We start from the raw sequence: 16074 nt of genomic DNA, 5'->3' as shown, positions 1-16074 counted from the left end.
AAGGTTACTTGTATCACATTTTATCGTTTGGATTGAGGGCCTCTGTCAACCGTTGTTCCAACTTTCTGCGTGTTTCCGGATTAAGGGCGCGTCGATCGCTGTCGGCCAGAATAAATAAGTCCTCAACTCGTTCGCCAATGGTGGAAATGCGCGCGCCGTGCAGCGACAGGCCGAGATCGGCGAAGACCTCGCCCACCCGAGCGAGCAGGCCGGGCTGGTCAAGTGCGGTCAGTTCCAGATAGCTGCGGCGATCGGTATGCGTAGGCAGGAAGCTGACTTCGGTCGGCACGCTGAAATGGCGCAACTTGGAGGACGGCCGGCGCACGCGCGGCGGCTGATATTCCCGCTGGGTGATGGTCTGAACCAGCGCGTGGCGGATCGCCGCGTGGCGATCCTGAGCCAGCGGGCTGCCGTCCGGTTCGAGCACGATGAAGGTGTCCATCGCCATGCCGTCGCGGTTAGTGAAAATCTGCGCGTCATGCACGCTCAGGTTACGGCGGTCCATCTCGCCGGCCACGGCGGCAAAAAGGTAAGGGCGGTCCGGGCTCCAAATGAAGATTTCGGTGCCGCCGCGCGTCGCTTGGCGACTGACCAGTACCAGCGGTTTGGTGGAGTCATGGGCCAGCAGATGGCGGGCGTGCCAGGCCAGTTGATTGGGCGAGTGGCGCAGGAAGTAGTCGGCCCGGCAGCGGCTCCAGATGCGGTGCAGCGCCTCTTCATCGATATTATCCATGCGCAGCAACGCCAACGCCTGCAGGCGGTGGTGGCGTACCCGCTCGCGCAAGTCGGGGCTGTTTTGCATGCCGCGACGCAGTTGCTTTTCCGTCGCGAAGTACAGCTCACGCAACAGGCTCTGTTTCCAGCTGTTCCACAGGGTTTCGTTGGTGGCGCAGATATCGGCCACCGTCAGGCAAACCAGATAGCGCAGACGGGTTTCGCTTTGCACTTCAGCGCTGAATTGCTGGATAACCGTGGGATCTTGAATATCGCGGCGCTGGGCGGTCACCGACATCAGCAAATGGCAGCGCACCAGCCAGGCCACCAGTTGAGCCTCACGCGAATTCAGGCCGTGCAGTTCGGCGAACTCCAGCACATCCTGTGCGCCGAGGAGCGAGTGGTCACCGCCGCGGCCTTTAGCGATATCGTGGAACAGCGCTGCCAGCAGCAGCAATTCCGGATTTGGCAGGCGTGGGTAGAGTTCCACACACAGCGGATGGCGTGGCCGCGTTTCTGCATCGGCAAAGCTTTCCAGCTTTTGCAGTACGCGGATGGTGTGTTCGTCGACGGTATAGGCGTGGAACAGATCGAATTGCATTTGCCCGACGATCTTGCCCCACTGCGGCATATAGGCCCAGAGCACGCTGTGGCGGTGCATCGGCACCAGCGCGCGTGCGACTGCGCCCGGATGGCGCAGAATGGCCATAAACAGATCTCGCGCTTCTGGAATGTTGCACAGTGGCTGCTTCAGATGGCGGCGCGCATGGCGCAACTGACGTACGGTGGTGGAGTAAATGCCTTTGATTTCGCGGTTGCGCACCATCAGGTAAAACATCCGCATGATAGCTTCCGGCTGGCGGATGAACAGCGTTTCGTCACGCAGATCGATCAGATCGCCGCGCAGCTGGAAATCCTCGTTCAGAGGGCGTGGTTTTTCCGTGGCGTCCAATGCCAGTATCGCTTCGTCGAACAACTGGAGCAGCATGTGATTCAGTTCGCCGACGCGGCGCGTCATGCGGTAGAAATCCTTCATCATGCGCTCAACCGGTTCGTTGCCTTCACCTTCATAACGCAACAATTGCGCCACATTGAGTTGGCGATCGAACAGCAGGCGGTTGTCGTAGCGCGGCAGTACCAGATGCAAGGCGAAGCGGATACGCCACAGGAAGCTCTGGCATTCATTTAGCTCGTTGCGTTCGGCCTGGGTGAGGAAGCCGAAACCGACCATTTCGTCGAGCGAGGTGGCGCCGAAGTGACGTCGCGCCACCCACAGCAAGGTATGAATGTCCCGCAGGCCGCCGGGGCTGCTTTTGATATCGGGTTCAAGATTATAGCTGGTGCCATGGTAACGCTGGTGGCGTTCCTGTTGCTCAGCCACCTTGGCGTGGAAAAATTGAGGAGAGGGCCAGAAGCCGTCGCTGAAAATGTGTTTTTGCATTTGCAGGAACAGCGCGACATCGCCGCAGATCATGCGCGACTCAATCAGGTTGGTGGCCACGGTCAGATCCGCCAGCCCTTCAAGCAGGCACTCTTCCAGCGTGCGTACGCTGTGGCCCACTTCCAGTTTCAGATCCCAAAGCAGGGTGATAAATTCCCCTACGCGCTGCGACTGTTGTTCACTCAGGCGGCGCTGGCTTAGCACCAGCACGTCGATGTCAGAAAGCGGGTGCAGCTCGCCGCGGCCATAGCCGCCGACCGCCACCAGTGCGGTTTCCGGGATATCTTCGAAACCATAAAAAACCCACAGACGACGCAGCAGGCGATCGATAAAATCGCTGCGGGCCGCGACCAGGCTTTCGGCGCTGGAGCCGGCGTTGAACGCTGCCGCAAGCCACAGCTGAAATTGCTCAAGACGTTGTTTCAGCGCGCCGCAATTAATCTCTTCATCACCATAGGCATTGGGATACTCAGGCTGCTTCGGCGCGGCCTGTTGCTCAATGACCGAGTGGCTCTGTTCGCGAAAATTTTCAGACATAGTACGCAGCCCATAAAAAAGGCCGGCAAAAGCCGGCCTGTGACATCATGCATCGCGGCAGAACGCCGCGGCGCTTACATCTCGTGCGTAATGATGTTGGGGATGGTGTCATCCTTGCGCAACGTCATTATCTCGCAGCCGTTATCTGTGACCACAATAGTATGCTCATACTGCGCCGACAAGCTGCGATCTTTAGTTTTTACCGTCCAGCCGTCTTTCATGGTTCGGATGCGGTAGTCACCGGCATTGACCATGGGTTCTATGGTGAACGCCATGCCGGCCTGCAGCACCACGCCGCCGTCATCGGCGTCATAATGCAGCACCTGCGGTTCTTCGTGGAACACTTCGCCGATGCCATGACCGCAGTATTCGCGCACCACGGAAAACTTCTCGGCTTCGACGAATTTCTGGATCTCTTTGCCCAGGGTGCGAAGGCGGATGCCCGGCTTCACCATTTTCAGCGCCAGATACAGGCTTTCCTGGGTGACGCGACACAACCGCTCGCCCAGAATAGTCGGCTTGCCGACGATGAACATTTTGGAAGTATCGCCGTGGAAGCCGTCCTTAATGACGGTCACGTCGATATTGACGATATCGCCGTCCTTCAGCGCTTTGTCATCGCTCGGGATGCCGTGGCACACCACTTCGTTCACCGAGATGCACACGGATTTCGGGAAGCCGTGATAGCCGAGGCAGGCGGAGATGGCCTGTTGCTCGTTGGTAATGTACTCGTGACAGATACGGTCCAGCTCGCCGGTGGTCACGCCAGGTTTGACGTGCGGCTCGATGATCTCCAGCACTTCGGCGGCCAGACGGCCTGCCACGCGCATTTTTTGGATGTCATCAGGTGTTTTAATTGAGATTGCCATGAAATTCGTCCGCAGGTGTCGTGCTCGCCGACAACAGAAAGAAATAAGAAGCAGTCTCTTATGGTATCAGCCCGGCCAGAGGCTGCCAAATTTGATTTCTCGGCGGCCCGGGAAACGCAACTAAAGTTGGTGTCGGTGGTGGGTTTATGGTATAAAGCGCGCCGGCGATCCGTAAGTTGGTCCTTGTGGCGATAACGGAAAAAGCCGAAAATACTTTAAACTGCACTCACATTGTGTAAATAACACACACGTATCGGCACATTCGCCGGGGTGCCCTGAGGTGATTTATCACCGCCGGGGTCGGCGTTATGGGATACGTGGAGGCATAACCCCAACTAATCTATAGAGGTTTAATCATGGCAACTGTTTCCATGCGCGACATGCTCCAGGCCGGTGTACACTTTGGTCACCAGACCCGTTACTGGAACCCGAAAATGAAGCCTTTCATCTTCGGCGCACGTAACAAGGTTCACATCATCAACCTGGAAAAAACCGTACCAATGGCCAACGCAGCACTGGCTGAACTGACCAAGATCTCTTCCCGCAAAGGTAAGATCCTGTTCGTTGGTACCAAGCGCGCAGCAAGCGAAGCGGTAAAAGAATATGCTAACAACTGCGATCAGTTCTTCGTGAACCATCGCTGGTTGGGCGGCATGCTGACTAACTGGAAAACCGTTCGTCAGTCAATCAAGCGTTTGAAAGATCTGGAAATCCAGTCTCAAGATGGCACCTTTGACAAGCTGACCAAGAAAGAGGCGCTGATGCGTACTCGCGAACTGGCCAAGCTGGAAAACTCTCTGGGTGGTATCAAGGACATGGGTGGTCTGCCTGACGCTCTGTTCGTAATCGATGCAGATCACGAACACATCGCGATCAAAGAAGCCAACAACCTGGGTATCCCGGTATTCTCTATCGTTGATACCAACTCTGATCCAGACGGCGTTGACTTCATCATCCCTGGTAACGACGATGCAATCCGTGCAATCAAATTGTACCTGACTGCCGTTGCTGCCGCCGTCCGTGAAGGTCGTTCTCAAGATCTGGCCGTTCAGGCGGAAGAAAGCTTCGTAGAAGCTGAATAATAAGGCAAGCTCGTCACAGAGCCCTTATTAACCAGGTATTGAATATGTTGGTTAGAGGGGCCTAAATAGGCCCCTTTTGCTTATCTGAATGAGAACTATCTCCGTGCGAGATAACCGAGGAAAAAGAAATGGCTGATATTACCGCTGCCCTGGTAAAAGAACTGCGCGAGCGTACTGGCGCTGGCATGATGGATTGTAAAAAAGCTCTGGTCGAATCTAACGGCGACATCGAGCTGGCAATCGAAAACATGCGTAAATCCGGTGCGATCAAAGCAGCGAAAAAAGCAGGCAACGTAGCTGCTGACGGCGTGATCAAAACCAAGATCGAAGGCAACTACGGCGTGATCGTAGAAGTTAACTGCCAGACTGACTTCGTGGCTAAAGATGCCGGTTTCCAGGCGTTCGCTGACAAAGTGCTGGAAGCCGCTGTTGCAGGCAAAATCACTGATGTTGACGTCTTGAAAGCACAGTTCGAAGAAGAACGTGTAGCGCTGGTTGCAAAAATCGGCGAGAACATCAACATCCGTCGCGTAGCTTCCCTGGAAGGCGAAGTGCTGGGCAGCTATCTGCACGGCGCACGCATCGGCGTTCTGATTGCTGCTAAAGGCGCTGACGAAGAGCTGGTTAAGCAAATTGCCATGCACGTTGCGGCTAGCAAACCTGAATTCGTGAAGCCTGAAGACGTGTCTGCTGAAGTGGTAGAAAAAGAGTACCAGGTTCAGTTGGACATCGCCATGCAGTCTGGCAAGCCGAAAGAAATCGCAGAGAAAATGGTTGAAGGCCGCATGAAGAAATTCACCGGCGAAGTTTCTCTGACCGGTCAACCTTTCGTGATCGAGCCAAGCAAGACCGTTGGCCAAGTGCTGAAAGAGCACAACGCTGACGTTGTTAACTTCATCCGCTTCGAAGTGGGCGAAGGCATCGAGAAAGTTGAAAATGACTTTGCTGCTGAAGTTGCAGCAATGAGCAAACAGTCTTAATGACTGTTAATGGAGCCGCCGTCTGGCGGTTCCATTTTATCCAGCCAGAATTACACCGGTGGCAGGCCCTGTGGCGCTATACTCAGCACAGGCGCGCTTCATCGGCTGAAATCCCCAATACTAATACTGCTTCTTAGGACAGAACACCATGGCAACCAATGCAAAACCCGTATATCAGCGTATTCTGCTCAAACTGAGTGGCGAAGCCCTGCAAGGCGCAGAAGGTTTTGGTATCGACGCCAGCGTTTTGGATCGCATGGCTCAGGAAGTTAAAGAGCTGGTCGAACTGGGAATTCAGGTCGGTGTAGTGATTGGCGGCGGTAACCTGTTCCGCGGCGCGGGTCTGGCGCAGGCCGGAATGAACCGCGTAGTGGGCGACCACATGGGAATGCTGGCTACCGTGATGAACGGCCTGGCTATGCGTGATGCACTGCACCGTGCCTATGTGAACGCCCGCCTGATGTCGGCCATCCCGTTGAACGGCGTGTGCGACAACTACAGCTGGGCCGAGGCAATCAGCCTGCTGCGTAATAACCGCGTGGTTATCTTCTCTGCCGGTACCGGCAACCCGTTCTTCACCACCGACTCAGCAGCTTGCCTGCGTGGGATTGAGATTGAAGCCGACGTGGTACTGAAAGCGACCAAAGTCGATGGTGTATACTCCGCCGACCCGGTTAAAAACCCGGATGCAACGCTGTACGAACATATAACCTATCAGGACGTGCTTGAGCGCGAGCTGAAAGTGATGGACCTGGCGGCGTTTACGCTGGCCCGCGATCACGGTCTGCCGATCCGCGTATTCAACATGAACAAACCGGGTGCATTGCGCCGCGTAGTGATGGGTGAAAACGAAGGTACGCTGATCAGTAAATAAAGCTGTTCTGCCAAATTTAGCGGGAGCGGATAACGCTGTGCGTTGAGCGCTTTCCTCAAGTAAAATTCACGGGCTATACTGGTGTATAGCCTGCCAAGTAACCCGTTTCTAAAGGTTCGCAACGTGATTAATGAAATCAGAAAAGATGCTGATTCACGCATGGAAAAAAGCGTAGAAGCATTCAAAAACCAAATCAGCAAAATCCGTACCGGCCGTGCTTCCCCAAGCATCCTGGACGGCATCATGGTGGAATATTATGGTTCTGCTACGCCGCTGCGTCAGCTGGCTAACGTGACCGTAGAAGACTCCCGCACCCTGGCCATCAACTTGTTTGATCGTTCCCTGGGCTCAGCGGTAGAAAAAGCCATCATGTCTTCAGACCTCGGCCTGAATCCAAGTTCAGCAGGCAGCGTGATCCGTGTTCCGCTTCCTCCTCTGACCGAAGAACGCCGTAAAGATCTGATCAAAGTTGTGCGCAACGAAGCCGAGCAGGGCCGTGTGGCCGTGCGTAACGTTCGTCGCGACGCCAACGACAAAGTTAAAGCGCTGCTGAAAGACAAAGAAATCAGCGAAGACGAAGATCGTCGCTCACAGGAAGATGTTCAAAAACTGACCGATGCTTACATCAAACTTCTGGATGCCGCTCTGGCGGATAAAGAAAAAGAGCTGATGGATTTCTAATCAGCATCGCGCAGAAAAAAAGCGTCGCCTGGGCGGCGCTTTGTTTTTTGTGGCGCAGATCCCGTTTCATCGTACTGATTGATCATGGACAAGTGGTGGCCAAGGTTACACACTGGAACACCTCCGATCTCATCAGACAGTTATTCAGAGTGAACTCATGAAGCAACTGACTATTCTTGGTTCCACCGGCTCAGTGGGAACCAGCACCCTGGCCGTGGTCAGGGAAAATCCCGACCGTTTTGCGATTAAAGCGCTGGTTGCAGGCCGCAATGTAGCGGTGATGGCGCAACAGTGTATGGAGTTTCGCCCGGCTTATGCTGCGATGGCGGACGAAGGCGCTGCGCGCGCACTGCGTGACGTACTGGCGGAAAACGGCGTTGGCACTGAGGTGCTGGCGGGTGAACAGGCCGCCTGTGAGTTGGCGGCGCTGGATGATGTCGATCAGGTCACCGCTGCTATTGTTGGCGCTGCCGGGTTGCTGCCGACGCTGGCGGCGATCCGCGCCGGCAAGCAGGTATTGCTGGCGAACAAAGAGTCGCTGGTGACCTGTGGCCGACTGTTTATGGATGCGGTACAAAAGAGCAAGGCACAATTGTTGCCGCTGGACAGCGAACATAACGCGATTTTTCAGAGTTTGCCTGAAAGCATTCAGCGCCAGTTGGGATACTCTTCATTAGTCGAACATGGTGTTTCGCGCATTGTGCTTACCGGTTCTGGCGGTCCGTTCCGTACTACGCCGTTGGATCAGTTTGCCACAATGACGCCGGACCAGGCTTGCGCCCATCCTAATTGGTCAATGGGGCGCAAGATCTCGGTGGATTCCGCCACCATGATGAACAAAGGACTGGAATATATTGAGGCCCGTTGGCTGTTCAACGCTTCGGCTGAACAAATGGAAGTGATTCTGCACCCGCAGTCGGTGATTCACTCAATGGTGCGCTATGCTGATGGCAGCGTGTTGGCCCAGTTGGGCACGCCGGATATGCGTACGCCAATCGCCCATGCGATGGCTTATCCGCAGCGGGTCAGCTCTGGCGTGGAAGCGCTGGATTTCTGCCGTATCGGTTCGCTGACCTTTGCAGAACCTGAGCGGGAGCGTTACCCCTGCCTTTATCTGGCGATTGACGCCTTCGATGCCGGCCAGGCGGCAACTACCGCGCTGAATGCGGCTAACGAAGTGGCCGTTGCGTCCTTCCTGCAAGAGCAGATTCGCTTTACCGATATTGCGGCAGTGAACCAAAAAGTAGTCGAACGGTTGTCTTTGCAGGAACCGTCCTGCATTGATGCGGTCTTAGACATAGATCGTCAGGCCCGCGAGGTTGCCGTTGAGGTTGTGAAGTCACTGCGTGGTTGATACCGGCTATTATCCTATTTTGTTCGCAAATTACGCGTGCCGCAGTGGGGCTGTTTGTTCATGCCCAGCTGAGGTGGTATAGTCTGCGCCACCTGTCAGCGGTTATACCGTTGAATTATGGCCTGATTGGCATCTCGGATGCCGATAGTGCCCCGGATATCACCGGGTGTGCGGGGGCAGACTGAAAAGCCGTGTCGGGCACACGGCTTTTTTTGCGCGTAAGGGCCTGATGTTCCGGAAGGGCAGTTGTATTTCTATTGAGGAAATAAGTACGAGTTATGTCGTCCGCAAATCAACAAGAGGCTAATCCGTCCGTCTTTGGGCCACGACATGTCGCCATTATTATGGACGGCAACGGGCGCTGGGCTAAACGTCAGGGCAAGTTACGTGTCTTCGGTCATAAAGCAGGGGTGAAATCGGTACGTCGTGCGGTCAGTTTTGCCGCCAACAACCATTTAGATGCACTCACGCTTTATGCCTTCAGCAGCGAGAACTGGAATCGTCCGGTACAGGAAGTCTCCGCGCTAATGGAGCTTTTTGTCCGTGCCTTGGATAGTGAAGTAAAAAGCCTGCATAAACATAACGTCAGACTGCGGGTGATCGGCGACATCAGCCGTTTCAGCACGCGTTTGCAGGAGCGGATCCGTCGCTCTGAGCAACTGACAGAAAATAACGATGGCCTGACGCTCAACATCGCCGCCAACTACGGCGGTCGTTGGGATATCATTCAGGGAGTAAGGGATCTGGCTGAGCAGGTGCAGGGTGGTTTGCTGCGTCCGGATCAAATCAGCGAAGAGTTATTGGGCGAGCGGGTCTGCATGAACGATTTGGCGCCGGTGGATCTGGTTATCCGCACCGGTGGTGAACATCGCATCAGTAACTTCTTGCTGTGGCAAATTGCTTATGCCGAGCTTTACTTTACTGATGTACTCTGGCCTGATTTTGATGAACTTGTCTTTGAAGGTGCGCTGAATGCATTTGCACAACGTGAGCGTCGCTTCGGGGGAACAACACCTAACGGCGCCGATGCGTCCTAGGGGGAACTTTTGCTGAAGTATCGCCTCATAACTGCTCTGATCTTGATCCCGATTGTTATCGCGGCGCTGTTTTTGCTGCCGCCGGTGGGCTTTGCCCTGGTAACGCTCGTTGTGTGCATGTTAGCTGCCTGGGAGTGGGGCCAACTGGCCGGTTTTACTTCCCGCTCGCAGCGCATCTGGTTGGCGATACTGTGTGGTTTCCTGCTGGCTCTGATGATGCTCAGTATTCCAGCCTATCACCAGTCGGTCCATTTGCCTCAGGTGGGCGGGCCGCTGTGGCTGTCACTGGCCTGGTGGCTGGCGGCGCTGCTGCTGGTGCTGTTTTATCCCGGCTCAGCGGCGATGTGGCGTAATTCACGCCCGATTCGCCTGCTCTTTGGCCTGTTGACCATTGTGCCGTTCTTTTGGGGCATGCTGGCATTGCGTCAATTCGGCTACGAACAGAATCACTTCACCGGTGCCTGGTGGCTGCTGTATGTGATGCTGCTGGTCTGGGGCGCGGATTCCGGCGCCTATATGTTCGGTAAGCTGTTCGGCAAGCACAAGCTGGCGCCGAAGGTTTCTCCAGGGAAAACCTGGGAAGGATTAATCGGCGGTCTGATTACCTCGGCATTGATATCCTGGCTGTTTGGCCGTTATGCCCCGTTGAATGTGGTGCCAGCAACCCTACTGATTTGTTCGGTGATCGCCGCGCTGGCCTCAGTGCTGGGCGACCTTACCGAGAGCATGTTCAAACGCGAAGCGGGTATCAAAGACAGTGGTCATCTGATCCCGGGTCATGGCGGAATACTGGATCGTATCGACAGCCTGACCGCAGCAGTGCCTGTATTTGCCTGCCTGATGCTGTTAGTGTTTTAATCCGTCAACGGCGGGGAGTGAAGGGATTATGGTTAGCGTGCTCTGGAACTTAGTCGCATTTCTTGTTGCGCTCGGTGTTTTAATCACCGTGCATGAGTTCGGGCACTTTTGGGTTGCCCGCCGCTGCGGCGTCCGTGTAGAACGCTTCTCCATCGGTTTTGGCCGCGCGTTATGGCGCCGTACAGACCGCCAGGGTACCGAGTATGTGATTGCCCTGATTCCGCTGGGCGGTTATGTGAAGATGCTCGATGAGCGGGTTGATTCGGTTGCGCCGGAACTCCGTCACCAGGCGTTTAACAATAAAACCGTATGGCAACGCGCAGCTATTATCAGCGCGGGCCCCATCGCCAACTTCCTGTTTGCTATCCTTGCTTATTGGCTGGTGTTCATTATCGGTGTGCCCAGCTTCCGTCCGGTGATTGGTGAAATATCACCACAATCGATTGCCGCACAAGCCGAAATTTCGCCCGGAATGGAACTAAAGTCCGTTGATGGCATCGAAACGCCTGATTGGGAGTCAGTTCGTTTGGCTCTGGTGGCGAAGATTGGCGACGCGGAAACCGAAGTGGGTATCGCTCCGTTCGGTTCTTCGCAGGTAGTGACTAAAACCCTGGATTTACGCCAGTGGAATTTTGAACCTGACAAGCAAGATCCCGTGGTAGCGCTGGGTATTATTCCGCGCGGCCCACAGATAGAATCGGTTCTTGCCGAAGTGCAGCCGGATTCGGCGGCGCAAAAGGCGGGTTTGCAAGCGGGGGACAGGATCGTTAAAGTCGATGGTCAGCTGTTGGGCCGTTGGCAAACGTTGGTCAAGCGGATCCACGATGGTCCTGGGCAACCACTGGTTTTAGAGATTGAAAGAAACGGTGCCCCCTTGTCTTTGACGCTGATACCGGATACAAAGCCGGTGGGAAAAGACAAAAGCGTGGGGTTTGCGGGCATCATTCCGAAAGTGCTGCCGCTGCCGGCCGAGTATAGAACGATTCGTCAGTATGGACCTTTCCCGGCGCTGTATCAGGCCGGGGACAAGACTTGGCAGCTTATGCGGCTTACGGTCAACATGCTGGGTAAATTAATAACCGGTGATGTAAAGCTGAACAACCTGAGTGGCCCGATTTCGATTGCACAGGGAGCAGGGGCGTCAGCTGGGGTCGGGTTTGTGTATTATTTGATGTTTCTCGCGTTGATTAGTGTCAACCTGGGTATCATCAACCTGTTCCCATTACCGGTGTTAGATGGTGGGCATCTCCTCTTCCTGGCGATAGAAAAGCTGAAGGGTGGGCCGGTTTCCGAGCGAGTACAGGACTACAGTTACCGCATTGGTTCGATCGTGTTGGTGCTTTTAATGGGTCTTGCACTTTTCAATGATTTTTCTCGTCTTTAGGGGCGAGAATAGGTTAGGAAGAACGCATAACAACGATGGCGATGAAAAAGTTGCTCATAGCGTCGCTGCTGTTTGGCAGCGCCACCGTATACGGTGCAGACGGGTTCGTAGTGAAAGATATTCATTTCGAAGGCCTGCAGCGAGTCGCCGTCGGTGCGGCGTTACTCAACATGCCGGTTCGCGTAGGCGATACCGTCACTGACGATGATATCAGTAATACCATCCGTGCCTTGTTTGCCACTGGCAACTTCGAGGACGTTCGCGTGCTGCGCGATGGTAATACGCTGATAGTTCAGGTTAAGGAACGTCCTACCATTGCCAGCATCACTTTCTCCGGCAACAAGTCGGTGAAGGATGACATGCTCAAGCAAAACCTGGAGGCCTCTGGCGTTCGGGTTGGCGAGGCGCTCGACCGCACCACGATTTCCAGCATTGAAAAAGGGTTGGAAGACTTCTACTACAGCGTCGGTAAATACAGTGCCTCGGTGAAAGCCGTAGTCACGCCATTGCCGCGTAACCGTGTCGACCTGAAACTGGTCTTCACGGAAGGGGTTTCCGCCAAGATTCAACAAATCAACATTGTCGGCAACCATGCCTTCACTAACGATGAGCTGATTTCACGCTTCCAACTGCGTGATGAAGTACCCTGGTGGAACGTGGTTGGCGATCGCAAATACCAGAAGCAAAAACTGGCGGGCGATCTTGAAACCCTGCGCAGTTTCTATCTGGACCGCGGCTACGCACGCTTTAATATTGATTCGACTCAGGTCAGCCTGACGCCGGACAAAAAAGGCATCTACATCACCATCAACATCACCGAAGGTGAGCAGTATAAGCTCAGCGGCGTGATGGTGAACGGCAATCTGGCCGGGCATTCGGCGGAAGTCGCGCAGTTGACCAAGATCGAGCCGGGTGAACTGTATAACGGCAGTAAAGTGACCAAGATGGAAGACAACATCAAAACGATGTTGGGCCGTTATGGTTATGCTTACCCGCGAGTTGCCACTCAGCCAGAGATCAACGACGCGGACAAAACCGTCAAGTTGCACGTGAATATCGATGCGGGCAACCGCTTCTACGTGCGCCGTATCAAGTTTGAAGGCAACGACACCAGTAAAGACTCCGTTCTGCGCCGTGAAATGCGTCAGATGGAAGGTGCGTGGCTGGGCAACGCTCAGGTTGAACAGGGCAAAGAACGTCTGAACCGTTTGGGCTATTTTGAAACGGTCGATGTGGAAACCCAGCGCGTGCCAGGTACTGCCGATCAGGTTGACGTCACCTACAAGGTGAAGGAGCGCAACACCGGTACCTTCAACTTCGGCGTCGGCTACGGCACCGAGAGCGGCGTCAGCTTCCAGGCGGGCGTGCAGCAGGACAACTGGCTGGGTACCGGCTATTCCGTTGGCATCAGCGGCACCAAGAACGACTACCAGACGTACACCGAGCTGTCGGTAACCAACCCGTACTTCACCGTTGACGGTGTTAGCTTGGGTGGCCGTATCTTCTACAACGACTTTAAAGCGGATGATGCGGACCTGTCCGACTATACCAACAAGAGTTACGGTATAGACGGTACTTTGGGCTTCCCGATCAACGAAAACAACTCGTTGCGTACCGGCTTGGGTTATGTGCATAACGGTCTGTCGAACATGCAGCCACAGATCGCCATGTGGCGTTATCTGGACTCGATGGGCCTGAACCCGAACACCACCGATCGCGCCAGCTATTCTGCCGATGACTTCACGCTGAATCTGGGTTGGACCTATAACAACCTTGACCGTGGTTATTTCCCAACGTCGGGTAACCGCACCACGCTGAATGGTAAAGTCACCATTCCGGGGTCGGATAACGAATACTACAAGATGACGCTGGACAGCGTGCAGTACGTGCCGATCAACGATGACCGCACTTGGGTGTTGTTGGGGCGTGGTCGTCTGGGCTATGCCGATGGTCTGGGCGGTAAAGAGATGCCGTTCTACGAGAACTTCTACGCCGGTGGCTCAAGTACTGTTCGTGGTTTCGGGTCGAATACCATTGGTCCGAAAGCGGTGTACTACAACTCCAACTCTTACAATTGCGCATATACTGGCGGGAACACGACTACGCGTCCGGGCATTTGTAATTCGGATGATGCAGTGGGTGGTAACGCCATGGCAGTTGCCAGTATGGAGCTGATCACGCCAACGCCATTTATCAGCGAAAAATACGCCAACTCAGTGCGTACCTCGCTGTTCATGGATGCAGGCACCGTGTGGGATACCAACTGGGATAACAGCAAGACGCAAGGTTACGACATTCCGGACTACAGTAAAGCGAGCAATATCCGCGTTTCTGCCGGTATTGCCCTGCAATGGATGTCACCGCTGGGTCCGTTGGTGTTCTCTTACGCCAACCCGCTCAAGAAATACGAAGGCGATAAGTCCGAACAGTTCCAGTTTAACATTGGCAAGACCTGGTAACAGGTCCCGCTTCTGGGCATAGCAGTTATTAAGAATCGCAAATGCCAGATGCCCGCCAGGACACAGAGAGATGATTCTCATTGTTTAACGGGATAAGTCTGGCAGATTGTGTACTTCAAGTGTCATATGACACAAATGGGTGATGGTAAGGAGTTTATAGTGAAAAAGTGGTTGTGTGCCGCAGGCCTCGGTTTAGCAATGGCTGCTTCAGCTGGCGTTCAGGCAGCAGATAATATCGCTGTAGTTAACGTCTCCAGCATTTTCCAACAGTTGCCAGCACGTGAAACCGTGGCTAAACAGCTGGAAAACGAGTTCAAAGGCCGTGCGGGCGAACTTCAGAACATGGAGCGTAGCCTTCAGACCAAAATGCAACGTTTGCAGCGTGATGGCGCTACCATGAAAGCCAGCGATCGCAGCAAATTGGAAAAAGACGTGATGGCTCAGCGCGAGCAGTTCTCTCAGAAAGCGCAGGCTTTTGAGCAGGACAACCGTCGCCGTCAGATGGAAGAGCGTAACAAAATCCTGAGCCGTATTCAGGACGCTGTGAAATCTGTTGCCAGCAAAGAAGGCTACGATGTAGTTATCGATGCTAACGCCGTTGCTTACGCAGGTTCTTCTAAAGACATCACTGCCGACGTGCTGAAACAGGTTAAATAACACATGCTTTCAATTCGACTGGCTGATTTAGCGCAGCAGTTGGATGCACAATTGCACGGTGATGGCGATCTCGTCATCACCGGCATTGCTTCTATGCATTCGGCACAGGCTGGCCAAATCACGTTTTTGTCAAACAGCCGCTATCAAGAGCAGCTGGCCTCCTGCCTGGCAAGCGCAGTGGTGCTTACCGAGGCGGATCTACCACACTGCCGTTCTGCGGCGCTGGTGGTTAAAAACCCTTATCTGACATACGCGCGCATGGCGCAGCTGATGGACACGACGCCGGCTCCGGCTCAGGATATCGCCCCAAGCGCGGTCATCTCACCTGCAGCTACTCTGGGGCAGAATGTTGCCATCGGGGCGAATGCGGTGATTGAGTCAGGTGCAGTACTCGGCGATAACGTGGTTATCGGCCCGGGGTGCTTTATCGGCAAACGCGCACGCATTGGCGCAGGTACACGTCTGTGGGCGAATGTAACTATTTATCATGAAGTCGAGATCGGCCAGCATTGCCTGATCCAATCAGGCACTGTGATTGGGGCTGATGGTTTCGGCTATGCCAACGAACGCGGCGACTGGATTAAAATTCCCCAGTTGGGCACGGTGATTATCGGCGATCGCGTCGAGATCGGCGCTTGCACCACCATTGACCGTGGCGCGTTGGATAACACCCAGATCGGGAATGGTGTTATCATCGACAACCAATGCCAGATTGCACATAACGTTGTGATTGGCGACAATACTGCCGTCGCCGGCGGTGTGATTATGGCGGGCAGCCTGAAAATCGGCCGCTACTGCCAGATCGGCGGAGCCAGCGTGATCAACGGTCACATGGAGATCGCCGATAAGGTTGTTGTCACTGGAATGGGAATGGTTATGCGACCAATCACTGAACCTGGGGTATACTCTTCGGGCATTCCGTTACAACCCAACAAAGTTTGGCGTAAAACCGCTGCGTTGGTGATGAATATCGATGAGATTAGCAAGCGCTTAAAAGCTGTCGAACGAAAAGTCGGAAAAGACTAATCACTGCCGCCCGCCTGGCTGGGTACAAAACGAAACGCGTTGGTCACAAGACCAAAAGCGCAAAGAGTTGTTAATTTGCGGCCTGCATGATGATCTCCTTTTGGGGTCAGCGCAGGCCGTG

At 54.5% G+C, this 16074-nt stretch carries 13 protein-coding genes; 11 read left to right on the top strand and 2 right to left on the bottom strand.

From position 1 onward, the window contains the following. Nucleotides 1-13: 13 nt before the first annotated feature. Both glnD and map read right to left on the bottom strand, forming a co-directional pair. Nucleotides 14-2692 carry a bifunctional uridylyltransferase/uridylyl-removing protein GlnD gene (glnD, locus tag QZQ97_RS21995; RefSeq protein WP_311995163.1) on the bottom strand — a complete coding sequence of 893 codons (2679 nt, stop codon included), beginning with the start codon at nucleotides 2690-2692 and terminating at the stop codon, nucleotides 14-16. Nucleotides 2693-2766: 74 nt separating this feature from the next. Then, on the bottom strand, nucleotides 2767-3561 hold the full coding sequence (gene map / locus QZQ97_RS21990; RefSeq protein WP_006318688.1) for a type I methionyl aminopeptidase: 795 nt from the start codon (nucleotides 3559-3561) through the stop codon (nucleotides 2767-2769). 356 nt (nucleotides 3562-3917) lie between these two features. Here map and rpsB point away from each other — a divergent pair, with 356 nt between their 5' ends. The 11 genes from rpsB (at nucleotide 3918) to lpxD (ending at nucleotide 15953) form a co-directional block, all read left to right on the top strand. Beyond that, nucleotides 3918-4643: a 30S ribosomal protein S2 gene (gene rpsB, locus QZQ97_RS21985; protein ID WP_004952226.1), complete on the top strand. Its 726-nt coding sequence runs from the start codon at nucleotides 3918-3920 to the stop codon at nucleotides 4641-4643. Between the two features lie 128 nt (nucleotides 4644-4771). After that, nucleotides 4772-5623, top strand: a complete 852-nt coding sequence (tsf, locus tag QZQ97_RS21980) for a translation elongation factor Ts (protein ID WP_006318687.1) — start codon at nucleotides 4772-4774, stop codon at nucleotides 5621-5623. A gap of 148 nt (nucleotides 5624-5771) precedes the next feature. Continuing rightward, the gene (pyrH, locus tag QZQ97_RS21975; protein ID WP_004952223.1) at nucleotides 5772-6497 is read left to right on the top strand and encodes a UMP kinase; all 726 of its coding nucleotides are present in this window, start codon (nucleotides 5772-5774) and stop codon (nucleotides 6495-6497) included. Between the two features lie 123 nt (nucleotides 6498-6620). Beyond that, entirely contained in the window at nucleotides 6621-7178 is a 558-nt protein-coding gene (gene frr / locus QZQ97_RS21970; protein ID WP_006318684.1) for a ribosome recycling factor, read from the top strand. A 157-nt stretch (nucleotides 7179-7335) separates the two neighbouring features. Beyond that, nucleotides 7336-8532 carry a 1-deoxy-D-xylulose-5-phosphate reductoisomerase gene (gene ispC / locus QZQ97_RS21965; protein ID WP_311995162.1) on the top strand — a complete coding sequence of 399 codons (1197 nt, stop codon included), beginning with the start codon at nucleotides 7336-7338 and terminating at the stop codon, nucleotides 8530-8532. Nucleotides 8533-8810: 278 nt separating this feature from the next. Further along, entirely contained in the window at nucleotides 8811-9569 is a 759-nt protein-coding gene (gene ispU / locus QZQ97_RS21960) for a (2E,6E)-farnesyl-diphosphate-specific ditrans,polycis-undecaprenyl-diphosphate synthase (RefSeq protein ID WP_126528653.1), read from the top strand. A 9-nt stretch (nucleotides 9570-9578) separates the two neighbouring features. Next, nucleotides 9579-10427, top strand: a complete 849-nt coding sequence (gene cdsA / locus QZQ97_RS21955) for a phosphatidate cytidylyltransferase (RefSeq protein WP_311995161.1) — start codon at nucleotides 9579-9581, stop codon at nucleotides 10425-10427. A gap of 28 nt (nucleotides 10428-10455) precedes the next feature. Beyond that, nucleotides 10456-11811, top strand: coding sequence for a sigma E protease regulator RseP (gene rseP / locus QZQ97_RS21950; RefSeq protein ID WP_006318678.1), 1356 nt, complete (start codon nucleotides 10456-10458; stop codon nucleotides 11809-11811). Between the two features lie 35 nt (nucleotides 11812-11846). Continuing rightward, nucleotides 11847-14270 carry an outer membrane protein assembly factor BamA gene (bamA, locus tag QZQ97_RS21945; RefSeq protein WP_006318677.1) on the top strand — a complete coding sequence of 808 codons (2424 nt, stop codon included), beginning with the start codon at nucleotides 11847-11849 and terminating at the stop codon, nucleotides 14268-14270. Between the two features lie 159 nt (nucleotides 14271-14429). Next, a complete protein-coding gene (skp, locus tag QZQ97_RS21940; RefSeq protein ID WP_004952213.1) occupies nucleotides 14430-14927 on the top strand; it encodes a molecular chaperone Skp in 498 nt (165 codons plus the stop codon). 3 nt (nucleotides 14928-14930) lie between these two features. Beyond that, nucleotides 14931-15953, top strand: a complete 1023-nt coding sequence (gene lpxD, locus QZQ97_RS21935) for a UDP-3-O-(3-hydroxymyristoyl)glucosamine N-acyltransferase (RefSeq protein WP_126484822.1) — start codon at nucleotides 14931-14933, stop codon at nucleotides 15951-15953. Nucleotides 15954-16074: the final 121 nt, after the last annotated feature.

This window comes from Serratia sp. root2 (genome assembly GCF_031931805.1).
Classification (GTDB): domain Bacteria; phylum Pseudomonadota; class Gammaproteobacteria; order Enterobacterales; family Enterobacteriaceae; genus Serratia; species Serratia inhibens.
Note: the sequence above shows the minus strand (reverse complement) of the source record. Positions and strands in the feature narration are given on the sequence as shown.